We start from the raw sequence: 15,551 nt of genomic DNA on the forward strand, positions 1-15,551 counted from the left end.
TGCGCAAGGAGTATATATAGATTTAAAGATGTGCCGCACACCATATTACCTATGTCAGACATTGAAACTCTTCGGCACAGCGCGTCGCATATTCTTGCAGCGGCAGTGAAAAAGTTATATCCTAATGTAAAATTAGGCATAGGTCCGGCAGTTGCTGACGGATTCTATTATGATTTTGGCAAAAAAGAGCCGTTTACGCCAGAGGATTTGGCGAGGATAGAAAAATCCCTGCAGCACATTGTTAAGCAGAATGTGACGTTTGAAAAAATTGATGTTGACTTTGCAGAAGCGAAAAAAATGCTGAAAGATGAGCCCTATAAATTGGAATTGCTTGAAGAGCTTAAATCAAAAGGCGAAAAAATTACATTCTACAAAAGCGGAGATTTCATTGATATGTGCAGGGGTCCGCATGTTGCATCAGCAGGAAAAATCGGCGCGCTAAAGCTCACAAAAATATCTTCGGCATACTGGAAAGGAGACGAGAAAAAAGACAGCATGCAAAGAATATACGGCGTTGCGTTTGAGTCGCGCGAGGAACTTGATGTGCATGTCAAGATGATTGAAGAGGCGGAGAAAAGAGACCACAGAAAATTAGGCCGGGAATTGGATCTTTTTCATATTGACGATATGGTGGGATTGGGCCTGCCTCTCTGGCATCCGAAAGGAGCTATGCTCTGGAGAGTTATTGAAGATTTTTGGTATAAACAGCATATTGCATCAGGTTATTCTTTAGTGCGCACCCCTCACATAGGAAATAAAGTTTTATGGGAAACCTCCGGTCACTGGGGATTTTACAATGAAAGCATGTATTCTCCGCTTGAAGTCGGGCAAACACTAAAAGAAAATCAGGAAAAGAAATCAGCAAGCGCGTCAGAGCAATATCTTTTAAAACCGATGAATTGCCCGTTTCATATACAGATTTATAAAAACCGGCCGCATTCTTATCGGGAATTGCCTTTGCGCTGGGCAGAATGCGGAACTGTTTACAGGTTCGAGAAAAAAGGCGAGCTGTCTGGCCTAACGCGCGTGCGCGGATTCACACAGGATGATGCACATATTATCTGCGCAGCAAATCAAGTTGAAGATGAGTTAAAACGAGTTGTTGAGTTTATATTATTTATCTTCAAATCTTTCGGCTTTGATATATCCAAAATAAATGTTTATCTTTCTGTTAGGGATCCGGCCGGCACCAAATATGCCGGAACAGGAGACGGCTGGAAATTTACCGAAGGAGTTCTGGAAAAAGTAGCCAAAGAAAAGGGGCTAAATTACAAAAAGGACATTGGCGGCGCAGTCTTTTATGGACCGAAGCTGGATTTTAAAATCAAAGACGCCCTTAATCGCGAATGGCAGTGTTCTACTTTGCAGTTTGATTTCAATTTACCCGAAAGGTTCGAGATGACATTTGTCAACAACCAAGGAAAAGACGAACGCCCTTATATGCTCCATAGGGCGTTGTTCGGTTCTTACGAGAGATTTATCGGCCTGTTAATTGAGCACTACGCCGGCAAATTCCCGCTGTGGCTTTCGCCGGTGCAGGTGAAAGTTCTGACAGTAAATGACCGTAATGCTGATTTCGCGCGCGAAATAGTTTCGAAATTAAATTCTGAAGGCTTAAGGGTTGAGCTTGACGACGCAAGCGAAACAATTGCAAAGAAAGTAAGAAACGCGCAGCTTGAGAAAGTGAATTATATTCTGACAATCGGCGACAAGGAGCAGGAAGCAAAGACTCTGGCGGTCAGGACGCGCGAAGGCAAGGTGGAGTTTAGCGTTGCGGTTGATAAATTTGTTTCTGATTTGAAGAAGGAGATTGAGGAGAGGAAGTAGTTGAGGCAGTTAAATGAAACCGATCAATTTACGAAAAAGAGATTTCTTTTTAGGTATGATGTTTGCCTTGCTGATAAACATTATAACCGCAATATGGGGTGAATATCTAATTAGAGCTTTTGATGTTTTATGCGACCGTTCGAATTGCAATGGAAACATCACGATATTCAATGTGATGACATTTGGAACAATGGGCATTATTCTCGTTATTTGGTTTTTTTGGAGAGAGGCTAATAAATCATAAGCTATGGATAAATAAAAAATCAGGTCAAAGATAATCAAATAATCGCGCGCACCCCAAAAACCTTGCGCGGCTGCCGATAATTATAGTATCTGCAAAAAGTAATTCCGTCAGTTACATTTTGTAACCAACTGATTTGAATCGTACCCAAATTGGGTATGGTTGAGGGGGGATAACGCGCTCTTAGGTGACTACAATCTTTAAATATGTAGTCACCCAAATATATTTCATGCATGTTGAAATAAGAGCGCGCGGCAAAAAGAAGAAATACTATCTCGCGCATTCAATCCGGAAAGGAAGCAAAGTAAAGAAGATAAGTTTTTATCTCGGCTCGGACCTTTCAAAAACAGAGCTCGCGCAAAAGAAAAAGCATGCAGAATTAATAATTCTTGAGCGGATAAAATCGCAGAAAATCATCCGTGATCCATTTCGAATAATTCTTTCAGAAGAAGAGCTTAACGAAATCAAGGCGCTTGAAGCAAAGGGAAAAATACGCATTGCGCATCTATCGGATGCAGACTGGGCGAAATTCGCGCAATTGTTTACATATGACACAAATGCAATCGAGGATTCGACAGTTACTGCGAAAGAAGTAAAAGATATTCTTGAGAAAGATAAATTGCCAAAGAAGCCAAAATACGAAATATCAGAGACTTACGGCGTATCGGATGCAATCGGCTACATACGCACAACAAAAGAGCACATTTCATTAAACCTGATAAAGAAACTGCATGAAATCGTCTTCAAAAACTCAAAGACATTCGCCGGACAATACCGTGAAAAAGGCACTGAAGTCTCAGTTATTGACGCAGACGGAACTGTAGTGCATCAAGGCGCGCCATCCCAATACATAACATCGCTTCTCGAAGAGTTAGAAACTTGGTACGGCAAAAATAGGAAAAAGTATCCTCCGTTCATTCTTGCCGCGGTTGTCCACAACCAATTCGAGAACATTCACCCGTTTCAGGACGGCAACGGAAGAGTGGGCAGGCTTCTGTTAAATAATATTCTAATAAAGCACAATTTTCCGCCGGTAAATATCGAGCTGAGGAACAGAAAAGAGTACTATAGCGCTTTGCAGGAATACGAAAACGGCAACCTGCGGCCGACGATAGAGCTAATAATAAAGGAATATAAAGCGATGAAAAATAGCTACGCCGTATAACAAAAACGCGCAGTTATATCTGCGCGCCATTTAAGGGGTGATGAATCCTAGGGCTCAGTATATCTCTTCAATAGGAATATTGCATATGTTAAAAGTGTGATGGCTGCTGACAGGAAATAATATCCAAGCCCTGCAATACATCCGACAATTGCGCTTGTCCAGATGCTTGCAGCAGTTGTAAGCCCGGAAATTTTTCCTTTTGAAGTCATAATCTGCCCTGCGCCTAAAAATCCTACGCCGGTGATAACTGCAGCGATTGCCCTTGCGCCAGAATCGGCGACTGGAAATGCGAGCAGACTGACGGATACAATTGCTGCTGACGACATGCATACGAGGCTGTGGGTTCTCATTCCGGCGGATTTTCCCATTTTCTCGCGTTCCGAACCGATTACAAGCCCCAGAATGAGTGCGAAAATAATGTGCAATAGTATTGAAATTTCTTGAAATGTTATCGTCGTTTCCATTAGTCAAATACGCAGTTATTTCTTTTTATATTTTCAGATCATGCGGGGGCTATGGATAGGTTCTGGCGCAAAGCAATCTTTTAAAGTGCCGGGATTTAAAAGAGGGCCCGCAGAAACAAAAAAATTGCCCGTTAGTTAGGCAAATAAACTAAGCAGGCCATAATCCAAGATATCCAAGAATCATCATGATTAATCTTTGCAATTTTTCTGAAATGTTGCCAAGCAGATGGCCTGTGTAGTAAGAACCATTATTTTCTGATTCTGAATAATTCTCTGTTTCATCATCGTAGCGCGTTTCATTTTCTAAACTATCCGACGCGTTGTGTTTGTCATCGTCTTTATCTTTTGAGAGTTTGTCGTTTTCATATTCTAGTTTTTTATCTTCTTTATGATCTTCCTTATCATCGTGCTTTTCGTCTTTATCATCCTTTTCCTTTGTTTTCTTTTCTTTTTTGCCGTCGCCATGCCCTCCGCCGCCATTCGAGGGCGGATTAGTTGGAATAATCACTGTCGTATTAATTGAGAAAAATACTTCAGAATAATTTTCAATTCCTATTGAATTGTTTGCGTAAACGCGGATATTCTGCGTGCCGTTGGGCAGAACGCCCGCATGCCCAGAAATTGATGATGCGTTGCTTGTGTAATTTTGCCCGGGCGCACCGTTTATGGAAATCCACGCTTTATCAACAGGTTCTTCAAATGTTGCGTTAATAAAAATTATGTTTGTGTTATATGTTCTGTTTTCAGGGCTGATTATTGTCACTTTCGGCGGCGCAATAACATATATTGATATTTCTTCTGAAACAGTATTCAGGCCGTCTGATGCGCTGAAAGTTATTGTGTGTGTTCCGGTTTCATTTAGAGTGTAAGTGGTTTCATTTGCAGGCGAAATTTCAGTTTCGTCAAATAAAATTACGTATTGAAGCGTATCGTTATTTGGGTCAGTTGCATAAACCCCAAGCGATATGGTTCGCCATTGCCCGAAAGAAGAGCCATTTTCTGGCACGGTCGATATTATTTCCGGCGCGTAATTGATATTTTCGGTGATTGTTGTTGATTCGTTAAGCGCGCTCCAGTTTGAGACATATATGCTTACGGACTTATTTTTTGCTGCTGTGAAGTTTATGCTTTCGGAGGATTCCAAGCTGTCAAGAGCAACGACTATGTTTTTTTCAGAATCGTTTGTCTTTACGCCTATACTTGCGGTTTCGTTAAGCTCGAATATGTCGCGCGTTTCGTTTGTTGCGGAAATGTTTTTGAAATATATTATGCTTGAGTTTTCGCCGATTGCGCGTGTTATTTTCAGGCTGTAGTTTCCGTCAGCGTATCCGTCAACAAAAAATCGGTATGTTTCATTTGCAGGTAGCAGGTATTTTTCATGTTCTGTATCAAGTATTTCTGAGTTCGGAATTTCTGTTACGTATGCTCCGTTGACGTATCCTGTAATGCGGCCGATAGAATCTTGCGCGCGCAGATGCGCCGGGCTTTCAAGGCCGACAATGAGCTCGTTTGCGCGGTATGGCTTGAATATGCTTCTATTATATAGCGAATAGTTGAATCCGAATGTTCCAAGAGCCCAGCCGTGAAGCGGGAGGTAATTAAATGTTTTTGTTTCATATATGTTTCCGGAAGATGAAAAATTATCAATGCTGAAGTTCCGGTAATTGTCAAACAATATTTTGAATGTATCGGCAGTTATCGGTTTGCTGTAAGAGTACAATACGGATTCATTTTTATTTTCATCGGAGCGGAATCCGTGAAATATATACGTTCCATATTTGTAGATCGAACCACATCTACCAAAACCATCGCACGTTCTTGTAGCTACGTCACTTATTTCGAATCTTTTGATGCCTTCTTTTATTCCACTCCATCTGTTTTCATAATGTGTTAGAAAAATAGCGTCAAATCCGGTTCGATACGTTTCGGTTACTTGTTTGTTTTCTGCTAGTTCATCAATAAGTACGGTCCCCAGTTGATATGCGGCATATTTTTCTCCGGTTTTTGTGTTGTTAAGTCCTGCAAACATAGCGAGCGTTCCATTTATTAAAAACTTCCGGCATTGAATAACGCTCCAGTCTTTATCAAGCTTCAGCGTGTCAAGAATACTTGCGTTGTTGCATGATGTATTAGTCCATCCGTCGAAATAAAGCTCGCTAAGGCTTTTATTATATTTCTCCTTGAATATAATTGCTTTTTCAACTTCATCGGCGTCCATTTCTGTGAATGGCTTCTTGATTTCTTCAGGTTCCTGCGGAGCATATTCGCATAGTGATTCTGGTGTTCCTGCGTTTGCGCAAATATCTTTTGTCAGCAGGTCGCCGTCGTTGCAGTCTATGTCGGCGTGGCAGATTATGACTGATTCTGTTTGGCTTATGGGAAAAACTGAGCGGTTTATCGGGTCGAATCCAGATCCTGATGCAAAGCCAGAACACCCTGTGCTGTCGGAGAATCCATATCCGCCGTCAGCACCGAATCCAAAACTTGAGGGGTTATAATTGTATGTTTTTTTTTGAAAAATGCCTTTTGTATTAAGAATATATCCATTTGTTATCGGATATATTATTTTATTGTCGAATTTCAGATAAACGTCATGAATATCTCTGAAAGAAATACGATCTGGACCCCAATATGAATAATACACCGTTGTATTTTCTCCATATTTTCTGAAGCCATGTATCAGATATGTTCCGAAATATCTCGGACAACCACCCCATCCAGAACAGTCGTTTGAATTAGTTATTTCGTTTATTTCAAATATTGTGCCATTTTTTTCTGCAATCCAGTTAGTATTTATGTAGTTTCCTCTAGTACTGCCCGTTCCAGCATACTTACTTTTCCAACTATCCTGGAGCGTGTTTTGTGTCGCGTTTGTATATTGCAAGATATTATCGATTTGCAAAATTATTTGTTTTTTATTTGTTTCGGTATTGTTGAATCCGGCCCACATAAGCCGCTTGTTGTCAAGAATCATTTTTTCGCATTTTACCGATTGCCACAAGTTGTTGAGGTTGAGATTCTCGCGCAGGCTCGTTATGTCGCAGGTTGCAGTTGGCTCACCATCAAAAAACAAATTCTTTAGAGAATAGTCATATTTGTTTTCAAATCGCGCGACAAGAGCAAGTTCTGCTTCATCCATCGGGATTTTTTCAACTTCCGGGACTGGTTCAGCATATGCCCAGATTGGGTTGGTGTATGCTCGGCGGACGATTCCTTCAGAGTCGATTGAACGCGCTTCGATGCGATAGTATGTGTTGTTGGGTGTTGAAGTAAGAATGAAATTGCCGGATAAGTTATTTGGTGAAAGAATTGTTTCGTTTATTTCACTGCCGTTGATTTCGCCGCGTATCAAGACAATTTCTGTGACATTGCCGAATTCATTTGTCGAGTTCCACGAGATGTTTAAAAGAATAGTGTCGCCTTCAGAGACATTGAAAGATTCGCCGATGATGTGGCTGTTTGCCGTGAAAATTACGATGGGACCGTCAGTCATCATGCAGTTGCCGGATTTCAGCGCGGTGAATATATTGTCTTTGGTGAAATTAGAAGCGAAGCAGGCGGTGCGGACTTTGCCGAGCGCGGAGTTGAAATCTCCGTGCGCGTCGGAGCCGGCTTCGATGAAGATTTTTCTTCCGAGAAGAATCTGTTCAACCCATTTTTGCATAGCTTGGTCGCGCTCTTTTTCCCACGATTCGCCGATGCTGTTCCAGACTTCGAGGCCTGTGAATGGGAGGGAGTAGTTTTTCCACTCAACGCGCAAACGATCATTATGTTCTGGATGTGCAACATATCCGAATCCAACAGTATTTATTCGATTTATATTTTCTAAGCAGGTTTTTGTGTCTCCCCAATAAACTTCTGCACCATCCATGAATATTGAAGCATTGTAGTATAGATAGTGACTGTAATATCCGAAAGCACCCCAATCGCATGAAACCTCTTCTGCAGGAAGACATCGTTTATCTGCATTGCACTCTCGTAAATAATCGTTCCAATTCGTAGATAGGTTTGTTTGATCAAATGAATGGTCTGTTATAGTAACCCAGTTTAAACCAATGGCATTAGCGGCTTCGGATGTCGCGTAAACTGGCGCACCGTATTCGTAGGGATTATCCGTATAATTACTATGAACGTGAGTGTCACCATAGAACCAGTTATTAATTCTTGGGATATCTTTGTCAGAAATAGTTATGTTTATAGATCCCTCTTCGTTAGTGTACAACCATAGATCGAATTTTATTTTTACAGAAACTTGATTATTTTCATTTTTTAAGAATTTGCTTTTATCAATCTTGAAAAGATAAAAATAAGGGATATTGCCGGAACTAATCACGTATTTTTCACTCCAGTTAGTGCTTATAATCAAAGAATCATTATTTAAAGCATCATATACGGAAATGTTATAGATATCAGGCAAAGATCTATCTTTTGCTATTGCAAGTATTGGTAAATATTTTTCTGAACTTTGAATGCGCCACGGTGCGTCTAATATATACCAGTCATATTGAGGGTATTGAAGAATAATCACACTATTTGATGATATCACATAGCCGTTGCTGTTATTATTATATTCTATAACAGAGGTATCATTTTGTTTGGAAACATAGAATTTATACGTCCCGCGTTCGAGCGAAAGGTTAATTTTAGATAATTTTGAAACTTTTTGTTCTGAGTAAACTTTTTCAGTTCCATCTGAAAGTGATACAACTTTAAATATGAATTCGCTAGATTTTTTATTTTCAGAAGCAGACATTAGTTTAACATTATTCAACTCATTGGGTGAATTGTCATCAGAATTATTGGCGAATTCAACATTTACAAGATTTTGAGCAAATGACAAGGGTGTTAATAATATGAGAAAAAGGCTAATGTATGAATAAAATAGCTTCATAGAAATCACTTTTTTATATGTGATATGATGTTAGCGAGTATAAACCCAAAAATAAAGTTTAGCGGTATGCCATATCCTAATTCGCAAGGTATAGAGGTTAATCCAATAGATGAACTGCAATCAGATATGTACGCAGAAAAATCCAGTAGTAGGTATATCGGATTAGAGTAATTATTATTCTCGGGAATTGCCGTTATAACCCCCAATAGGGTAAATATCAATCCACCAGCCAATCCCCACTTCATCCAGTCTTTCATGGTTTGAGTTTTCGCCGCGAAAGAATATATAGATGTTGCGCGTGTCGATTATGTTTAAACATATGCCTTCTTAACAATATTCATAAACTTATAAGATACAGATCTAACATATTATTATGCGCAAAAACGGTACTCCAGAAATACCCACGATTGTCAAATGGGCTGGTGGAAAATCGCAGTTATTGACACAGTTTGATAAGTTCTTTCCAGAAAAAATCGATTATTATATAGAGCCTTTTTTAGGTAGCGGCGCCGTGTTCTTTTACATAAAGCGCAAATTCAACCCAAAAAAGGTATTGTTATCGGACACAAATGAAGAACTCATAAATGCTTTCATTGTTGTACGTGATAATGTGGACGCGCTTATTGAAGTGCTTAGAAATCATAAAGAACGGCACAACAAGGAATATTATTATGCGACGAGGGTATTAGATCCAAGTACGTTAAACGATGTTGAAAAAGCAGGGAGATTTATTTATTTAAACAAAACCTGTTTTAATGGTCTCTATCGCGTAAATTCCAAAGGAAAGTTTAATGTTCCCATAGGGAGCTACAAGAATCCGGGAATTTTGAAAGAAGATGTTTTAAGAGAAGCAAACAAACTTCTTCAAGATGTAGATCTTAAAATTATGTCTTTTGAAAAAGTTATTGATTTCGCTACAAAGGGAGCATTTATTTATTTCGATCCCCCATATCATCCATTAAAAAAGTCGAGCTTTACATCATATGCTAAAAATGTTTTTTTGGAAACCGAACAAAGAAAATTAGCAGAAGTATTTAATCAGCTTCATAAACGAGGGGGTAATCTAATGTTAAGCAATAGTGATATGGACTTTGTTAAGAAACTGTATCCCGAATTCAAAATACATACGGTTAGAGCAAAACGGTTAATTAATTCAAAAAGTGAAGGGCGCGGTGAAATCAACGAAATTGTAGTTACGAATTATTGACTATTTTTAGATTTTTTTATCATTTAAATACCATTGCGACTCGATAGTTTTCACATAGTTTTTGTGTTTCTTATTTTCTTTGTTAGTGTATTGTGTCTTTGGAGGTTGTCCATTACAAACACTCATACACATATTATCGATTTCTTTAGGACTATCAATAAATTCTCGGACCCATCCCTGAAGAAACAGTGTTTTTGGTTCAAAATTGCTTTCGCGATTATAGTTGAACTCTTGTTCAATTAAAAACAGTTGTGCTAACGTTGCTATTGTTTTTAATGAATTGAGATTGTGTCTAAATTCCTCAGTATCTAATGTGACTATTTCTTTTTCAGGATCTTTACCATAGAAGACATTATCGAATATGGTTAGAAGTTGCTTTTTTATATCTGGTCTAGAGCGCACTCTAAGATTTAAGTCTATGAAAACTCTTAGGTGATTTGGTCTAAATTCTCGCGTTCCTTCCTTTAGCCAAATCTGGAAGTTTTTCTTAATGTCATATTTATTCTTTAGGTTCTTAGGCAATTCGGAGGGGCGAATAACATATACTTCAGTACCCTCTTCGTCAATGCAAATTGTTTTCTTCGTATCAAATCGAAGATCTTCTATTATTCCGAGCAGTTCGTTATACTTCATTCAATATCTCCTTCCCTTTAGCACTAATTCGGTAAAGCTTGCCTATTTTATCGTTCAGATTCAAGCATTCTGTGAGCTGCATATTCAGAAGCTCTTTAAGTGTAAATGATACTTGAGAAATTGCAAGATTCTTTTTTTTAGAAATATCGTTCGCTGTCAAAGGGTCTTTCGATCGATATATTTCGGTTAGTATGCTTTTTCTTCGATGGCCTCTTTTTAACCAAGCATAGAGAGTCCAATTCATGGAAGTAGATAAGTATATAAAGCTTAAATATAATATATATTAAGAATATGTTAATAAACTATTAATAAATTGATGCGGTGGTGCTATGAATTTGGATATGAAAAAAGGAAATGATGTGGTTGCGGCAGATGACTATGCGAAGGGGTTTTTATTCGCGTTAAAAAAAGCGCAAAATGACAAGGAACTAATAAACATAATTGATAAAATATACGAAGACGGTTTTGAAGATGGATGTAAGGAAGGACAAGATGATGGCGCTTCGGAAAATTGGAGCGAACTGACAATAACTCAGACAATTCACGTAGTTAAATAATGCGATGTCCGAAATTGTGTGCGTAGCAGACTAAGGGATGTACATGGCAGAATTAAAGCAATATTTCAACTCCGAAAACTTCGCGCTCTACCACGGGGATTGCCTTGAAGTGCTTCCAGAACTTCCGCAAGATTCAATAAATATGATTTTCGCAGACCCGCCGTATAATTTATCAAATGGCGGCGTAACCTGCAAATCCGGAAAATTCGTATCTGTGAATAAAGGCGCGTGGGATAAATCGCAGGGGTTCTTCAAGGATTTTCAGTTTACAACAAAATGGCTTAATGAATGCAAGCGCGTTTTAGCGCCGAACGGAACCATCTGGGTTTCCGGCACCCCGCACAACATTTATTCTGTAGGATTCGCGCTTCAGCAGTTGGGATTCCACGTACTGAACGAAATCTCATGGTTTAAGCCAAACGCAAGCCCGAATCTGTCATGCCGCTATTTCACGCACAGCCACGAAACGCTCATCTGGGCGAAAAAAGACAAATCCGCGCGCCATAAATTTAATTACGATGCCATGCGCTTCTGGCGCGCCGACATCATAAACAAAACCGGAAAGCAGATGCGAAGCGTCTGGACGATTCATTCAACCCCGCAGGCAGAAAAACAGCACGGATATCATCCGACGCAAAAACCAATAGATCTTCTAACAAGAATAGTCGCATCATGCACTGACAAAGGAGATTTAATTCTAGACCCATTTAACGGCTCCGGAACCACCGGCGTAATCGCGAAAAAGTTAGGCAGAAAATACATCGGAATTGAAAAAGAGCGCGAATACATCGATTTGACGGTTAGGCGCGCGAACGAATTTCAAAAATAAATACCCTTGCGTGCAATTAAATTCATGCTAATTCAGCTTCCAAAAATTCTCGCGCCGTCAGGCATTCTTCTCGAAGAAGCAATAAAGCTCCGCCGCTCAAAGCGCGCGGAATACAAACCACAAATCTCGTTCGAAGAATTGTCGCGCCTTCTCTTCTCAGCTCAAGGCATAACATCAGACAAAAAGCGCGCTGTTGCCTCCGCAGGAATGGCGTTTCCCCTTGAACTTTATATTATCGCAAAAAACGTCGAAACTCTAAAACAAGGTCTTTACAAATACCTGCCGGACACGCATTCGATAGAATTAATCAAAGAACAGGATTTCACGCAAGCCCTTGAAAACGCCTGCGGAAAATATGCTTTTGTTACTGACGCGCCGGTCAATATAATTATTGCCGCAGATTTCCGGCGAACAACCCGGAGATTTGCTGAACGCGGCATAATGTACGTTCACATGGAGGCTGGAAGCGCGTATCAGAATATCTCGCTTGAGGCGGTTAATCTAGGCCTTGGAACTGTTGTGGTAGGCGCGTTTGACGTGAAATTCCTGAAAGAATCCCTCAATATCGCGCTTGAGCCGCTGTGCATACTGCCTGTCGGATAATCGCTATGCGCTGTAAAACAATACGTTGTCCATAGTACGTTTGTACTATTAAATTATTGAAAAAAGTTTTAGCCAAAACTTTTTTGCCCGTGCCCAGAAATACCCCATAAAGTGGCGCAAACTATCGAAAATTGATTTTTGATATTGAAGAGATACCTGATTTATTTTCAAAAGAAAACAAAACGCTTGGGCACCGCAGTACTTAAGTACTGTTTTTCTTCAAAATAAGAACCCTTCTGCAAAAAGCATCAGAAAAATCACTATAAAAAACACAACAATGAGCTTTGCTGAATCCCATAATAGTTTGTACGCCGCAAAAACGATTCCAAGTGCAAAAACTAGCACCAGCATCCTTTCAAGAATGCTTGAAACCGCCCATTCCGCGCGAATTATCTGAACCATATACACTATTGCGCCAAGGACTATGTTTATGCTTCTCACGGTGCTTTGGAATATTTCGGATACGGCATATTTAAACACTTCAAATAATTCAAAAAGCATGCGTTTATTTAGTTTCAGAAAAATATATATGCTTACTTAAGCGTTCCTTCGATTATTTCTGCATTAAATTTGTAAATCCGCGCGCCATTTTTCCAGGCATCTGTTTTGAGGCCTGTCTTTAAGCACAAATGGCGGAGAAATTCTTCCTTTTCAGGCAATTCAATCCACACCTGCGGCAGAAAAAGCCCGCCGTTTCCGTTGCATTCTATTATCAGCCCGTCTTTTTTGGGAATGATTTTCTTAAGCAGTTCTGCAGAGCTTTCTGATTTGATGAGCCTTGGCTCGGTAAGTATAGACACCTCAAAGTCAATGTATGGCAGCTCGTCAGTACATATGGGAAGAAATCTGGAGTCACGGCACGATTCAATTGCGGCATCGCGCAGATTTTCAATTATTTTTCTTCTTGTGCCGCAGAATCCAACGCATCCGCGCAGCTCTTTATTTTTTTTCAAAGTCACGAAAACCCCGCGCTTCTCATCAAGCTCTATTGGATGCTTCTTTGGTATTTCTGCGGCTTTTTCGTTTTTTACAAAATCCATTATTGTGCGATTCACAAAGTTGCATGCGAATATTTCGGTTTGTTTGTCCATTAAATAAATATGTCTGCATACTAATATATAAGATATGCTTCGCCAGCCCGCAGTTTCAGGAATGTTTTACAGCGCGGATGAATCGCGCTTAAAAGAGCAGCTCGCTCGCGCCTTTGCAAACGCCGCACAAACTCGCGCAGAAAGCAGAAAAGTTATCGGCATAATCGCGCCTCACGCAGGCTATGAATATTCCGGATTTACCGCGGCGCGCGCATACTCTGCGATAGGCAAAAGCCATTCAAAAACATTCATAATTCTTGGGCCGAACCACACAGGAACCGGCTCGGAAATTTCGGTCTCTGTCTGGAACCGCGGTGCATGGCTGACTCCTCTTGGAGAATGTAAGATTGATGAAATTGTTGCCGGCAAAATAATCTCAAAAAGCGCGATTGCAAAGGCGGACGCGCGCGCGCATATCCAAGAGCATTCAATAGAAGTTCAGATTCCGTTTTTACAGTTCTTATTTGGAAATGAAATCAAGGTAGTTCCAATTTGCATGGCCGACCAGTCCATTAGCGCTGCACAGGATATTGCAAAAGCAGTACTTTCTTTGGATGAAGAAGTTACAATAATTGCAAGCTCTGACTTCACGCATTATGAGGGCAAAAAAGAAGTTGAAAGAAAAGATGCGGAAGCAATTAAGGCAATCGAATCATTGGACGTGCCGCGCTTTTATAACGCTCTTGAAGAAAACGACATTTCAGCATGCGGATTCGGGCCAATCGCGGTTTTGATGCTTGTTGCAAAAGCCAAAGGCGCAAAAATCAAAAGAATCGCGCAAACGACATCCGGCGATATCACCGGCGAAACGAAAAGCGTAGTCGGATATGCAGCGATGAAGGCGATATTATGAAAACCGCAATGCTTTGGCACAATGAAAAGAACAGCATACGCTGCGATTTATGCGCAAGAAGATGTTTGATAGCCGAAGGCCGAAGCGGCGTATGCCTTGTAAGGAAAAACATCAAAAATATTCTTTATTCCCTGAACTACGGAAAAATCATCGCCATGAATCCGGACCACATTGAGAAAAAGCCGCTGTTTCATTTTCTTCCCGGAACAAAAGCATTCTCAATTGCTTCTGCAGGGTGCAATTTTGCATGCGCATACTGCTGCAACTGGGAAATCAGCCAGGTGTATTGGGACACTAAGAATGCCGGAAATACAGGAAAAGATGTTGCTGGAGAGGATTACACGCCAAAAGACATAGTCGATCTCGCAGTAAAAAACGAATGCAAATCAATAAGCTATACATACACAGAGCCGACAATATTTTTCGAATTTGCGCACGATACAATGCAGCTGGCAAAAAAGGCCGGGCTGAAAAACACATTTGTAACAAACGGCTACATGACGCCCGAAGCAGCGAAAAAAGCAAAATGTCTTGACGCCGCAACTGTGAACTTCAAGGCATCGGCAGATGCAGAATTCTACAGGAAATACGCGCTTGTGCCGCGCGTCGAGCCGATATTCGAGAGCATTAAGGCGATGAAAAAAGCAGGAATTTTTCTTGAAATAACTAATCTTGTTGTGCCCAAATACGGCGATAATGCGGAGGATTTCAAAACGCTTGCCAAATGGATTGTTGATGAGCTCGGTCCCGAAACTCCGTTTCACATTCTGCGCTTTTTTGCATCCTACAAAGTGGCATGGCCGGAAACCCCGCTTGCAACGCTTGAGAAATTTTACGCAATTGCAAAGCGCGCAGGGCTGAATTATGTTTATCTCGGCAATGTCGGCGCGAGAGAAAACACAGAATGCCCTGAATGCGGCGAACTGCTGATTGACAGGTCAGGATTAGATGTGCGCATGAATTTGAAAAATGGCGCGTGTCCGAAGTGCGGAAGAAAAATGCCGGTTATGAATTAATTTAGCTTGTGAGTTATTTGAAAACCAAAAGTTGGTTATCTCGGCGGTTTTCATATATTAACGGGTCTATAATCGCAAAATCCAATAGTTTTGACATCTTCTTCAAATCCGAAGTATTTATGAGCGCGGTGTAGTTTATGCTGTTTTTCATACTTTTATAACCTACAAGTTTTT

The 15,551-nt window shown here is 40.4% G+C and carries 16 protein-coding genes; 8 read left to right on the plus strand and 8 right to left on the minus strand.

The window, feature by feature from the left end; translation table 11 throughout:
- The first annotated feature begins 51 nt into the window (after nt 1–51).
- Nucleotides 52–1,827 (plus strand): threonine--tRNA ligase, encoded by a 1,776-nt coding sequence (gene thrS, locus KKB09_01425; GenBank protein MBU4299854.1) that lies wholly within the window; start codon nt 52–54, stop codon nt 1,825–1,827.
- A gap of 470 nt (nt 1,828–2,297) precedes the next feature.
- The gene (locus KKB09_01430) at nt 2,298–3,233 is read left to right on the plus strand and encodes a Fic family protein (GenBank protein MBU4299855.1); all 936 of its coding nucleotides are present in this window, start codon (nt 2,298–2,300) and stop codon (nt 3,231–3,233) included.
- A gap of 47 nt (nt 3,234–3,280) precedes the next feature.
- Here the strand turns inward: KKB09_01430 and KKB09_01435 are convergent, their stop codons facing one another.
- The 3 genes from KKB09_01435 to KKB09_01445 form a co-directional block, all read right to left on the minus strand.
- A complete protein-coding gene (locus tag KKB09_01435) occupies nt 3,281–3,697 on the minus strand; it encodes an MgtC/SapB family protein (protein MBU4299856.1) in 417 nt (138 codons plus the stop codon).
- Between the two features lie 148 nt (nt 3,698–3,845).
- The gene (locus KKB09_01440) at nt 3,846–8,588 is read right to left on the minus strand and encodes a CehA/McbA family metallohydrolase (protein ID MBU4299857.1); all 4,743 of its coding nucleotides are present in this window, start codon (nt 8,586–8,588) and stop codon (nt 3,846–3,848) included.
- Nucleotides 8,589–8,593: 5 nt separating this feature from the next.
- Nucleotides 8,594–8,845 (minus strand): hypothetical protein, encoded by a 252-nt coding sequence (locus tag KKB09_01445; protein ID MBU4299858.1) that lies wholly within the window; start codon nt 8,843–8,845, stop codon nt 8,594–8,596.
- 116 nt (nt 8,846–8,961) lie between these two features.
- Here KKB09_01445 and KKB09_01450 point away from each other — a divergent pair, with 116 nt between their 5' ends.
- Nucleotides 8,962–9,795 (plus strand): DNA adenine methylase, encoded by an 834-nt coding sequence (locus tag KKB09_01450; protein ID MBU4299859.1) that lies wholly within the window; start codon nt 8,962–8,964, stop codon nt 9,793–9,795.
- Between the two features lie 6 nt (nt 9,796–9,801).
- On the opposite strand, the gene KKB09_01455 is transcribed toward KKB09_01450, so the two are convergent.
- Together KKB09_01455 and KKB09_01460 are read right to left on the minus strand one after the other, a co-directional pair.
- Nucleotides 9,802–10,428 carry a hypothetical protein gene (locus KKB09_01455; protein MBU4299860.1) on the minus strand — a complete coding sequence of 209 codons (627 nt, stop codon included), beginning with the start codon at nt 10,426–10,428 and terminating at the stop codon, nt 9,802–9,804.
- Nucleotides 10,418–10,672 carry a hypothetical protein gene (locus tag KKB09_01460; GenBank protein MBU4299861.1) on the minus strand — a complete coding sequence of 85 codons (255 nt, stop codon included), beginning with the start codon at nt 10,670–10,672 and terminating at the stop codon, nt 10,418–10,420. The genes KKB09_01455 and KKB09_01460 overlap by 11 nt, the downstream gene beginning before the upstream one ends.
- Nucleotides 10,673–10,757: 85 nt before the next feature.
- On the opposite strand from KKB09_01460, the gene KKB09_01465 reads away from it, so the two are divergent.
- From KKB09_01465 to KKB09_01475, 3 genes are read left to right on the plus strand one after another with little or no spacing between them, the layout of a single operon-like run.
- Complete coding sequence (locus tag KKB09_01465) at nt 10,758–10,985, plus strand: hypothetical protein (protein ID MBU4299862.1); 228 nt, start codon at nt 10,758–10,760, stop codon at nt 10,983–10,985.
- Between the two features lie 37 nt (nt 10,986–11,022).
- Entirely contained in the window at nt 11,023–11,814 is a 792-nt protein-coding gene (locus KKB09_01470) for a site-specific DNA-methyltransferase (protein MBU4299863.1), read from the plus strand.
- 24 nt (nt 11,815–11,838) lie between these two features.
- Nucleotides 11,839–12,417 carry a SagB/ThcOx family dehydrogenase gene (locus tag KKB09_01475; protein ID MBU4299864.1) on the plus strand — a complete coding sequence of 193 codons (579 nt, stop codon included), beginning with the start codon at nt 11,839–11,841 and terminating at the stop codon, nt 12,415–12,417.
- 219 nt (nt 12,418–12,636) lie between these two features.
- On the opposite strand, the gene KKB09_01480 is transcribed toward KKB09_01475, so the two are convergent.
- A complete protein-coding gene (locus tag KKB09_01480) occupies nt 12,637–12,918 on the minus strand; it encodes a hypothetical protein (protein MBU4299865.1) in 282 nt (93 codons plus the stop codon).
- Between the two features lie 32 nt (nt 12,919–12,950).
- A complete protein-coding gene (gene amrA / locus KKB09_01485) occupies nt 12,951–13,508 on the minus strand; it encodes an AmmeMemoRadiSam system protein A (protein ID MBU4299866.1) in 558 nt (185 codons plus the stop codon).
- A gap of 34 nt (nt 13,509–13,542) precedes the next feature.
- Here amrA and KKB09_01490 point away from each other — a divergent pair, with 34 nt between their 5' ends.
- Nucleotides 13,543–14,361 (plus strand): MEMO1 family protein, encoded by an 819-nt coding sequence (locus KKB09_01490; GenBank protein MBU4299867.1) that lies wholly within the window; start codon nt 13,543–13,545, stop codon nt 14,359–14,361.
- Nucleotides 14,358–15,377: an AmmeMemoRadiSam system radical SAM enzyme gene (gene amrS / locus KKB09_01495; GenBank protein ID MBU4299868.1), complete on the plus strand. Its 1,020-nt coding sequence runs from the start codon at nt 14,358–14,360 to the stop codon at nt 15,375–15,377. The genes KKB09_01490 and amrS overlap by 4 nt, the downstream gene beginning before the upstream one ends.
- Before the next feature lie 13 nt (nt 15,378–15,390).
- Here amrS and KKB09_01500 read toward each other — a convergent pair whose 3' ends face one another.
- Nucleotides 15,391–15,528 (minus strand): hypothetical protein, encoded by a 138-nt coding sequence (locus KKB09_01500; protein ID MBU4299869.1) that lies wholly within the window; start codon nt 15,526–15,528, stop codon nt 15,391–15,393.
- Nucleotides 15,529–15,551: the final 23 nt, after the last annotated feature.

The sequence above is a fragment of the Nanoarchaeota archaeon genome (assembly GCA_018897155.1).
In the GTDB taxonomy this organism is placed as follows: Archaea; EX4484-52; EX4484-52; order EX4484-52; family LFW-46; genus LFW-46.

Bases quoted from the DNA above. Each gene is read 5' to 3' on its own strand.
- KKB09_01480 (MBU4299865.1), bottom strand. From the start codon at position 12,918: ATGCTTTTTGAATTATTTGAAGTGTTTAAATATGCCGTATCCGAAATA.
- KKB09_01470 (MBU4299863.1), top strand. From the start codon at position 11,023: ATGTACATGGCAGAATTAAAGCAATATTTCAACTCCGAAAACTTCGCG.
- KKB09_01435 (MBU4299856.1), bottom strand. From the start codon at position 3,697: ATGGAAACGACGATAACATTTCAAGAAATTTCAATACTATTGCACATT.
- thrS (MBU4299854.1), top strand. From the start codon at position 52: ATGTCAGACATTGAAACTCTTCGGCACAGCGCGTCGCATATTCTTGCA.
- amrA (MBU4299866.1), bottom strand. From the start codon at position 13,508: ATGGACAAACAAACCGAAATATTCGCATGCAACTTTGTGAATCGCACA.
- KKB09_01430 (MBU4299855.1), top strand. From the start codon at position 2,298: ATGCATGTTGAAATAAGAGCGCGCGGCAAAAAGAAGAAATACTATCTC.
- KKB09_01490 (MBU4299867.1), top strand. From the start codon at position 13,543: ATGCTTCGCCAGCCCGCAGTTTCAGGAATGTTTTACAGCGCGGATGAA.
- KKB09_01460 (MBU4299861.1), bottom strand. From the start codon at position 10,672: ATGAATTGGACTCTCTATGCTTGGTTAAAAAGAGGCCATCGAAGAAAA.
- KKB09_01440 (MBU4299857.1), bottom strand. From the start codon at position 8,588: ATGAAGCTATTTTATTCATACATTAGCCTTTTTCTCATATTATTAACA.
- KKB09_01500 (MBU4299869.1), bottom strand. From the start codon at position 15,528: ATGAAAAACAGCATAAACTACACCGCGCTCATAAATACTTCGGATTTG.
- KKB09_01475 (MBU4299864.1), top strand. From the start codon at position 11,839: ATGCTAATTCAGCTTCCAAAAATTCTCGCGCCGTCAGGCATTCTTCTC.
- KKB09_01450 (MBU4299859.1), top strand. From the start codon at position 8,962: ATGCGCAAAAACGGTACTCCAGAAATACCCACGATTGTCAAATGGGCT.
- amrS (MBU4299868.1), top strand. From the start codon at position 14,358: ATGAAAACCGCAATGCTTTGGCACAATGAAAAGAACAGCATACGCTGC.
- KKB09_01445 (MBU4299858.1), bottom strand. From the start codon at position 8,845: ATGAAAGACTGGATGAAGTGGGGATTGGCTGGTGGATTGATATTTACC.
- KKB09_01455 (MBU4299860.1), bottom strand. From the start codon at position 10,428: ATGAAGTATAACGAACTGCTCGGAATAATAGAAGATCTTCGATTTGAT.
- KKB09_01465 (MBU4299862.1), top strand. From the start codon at position 10,758: ATGAATTTGGATATGAAAAAAGGAAATGATGTGGTTGCGGCAGATGAC.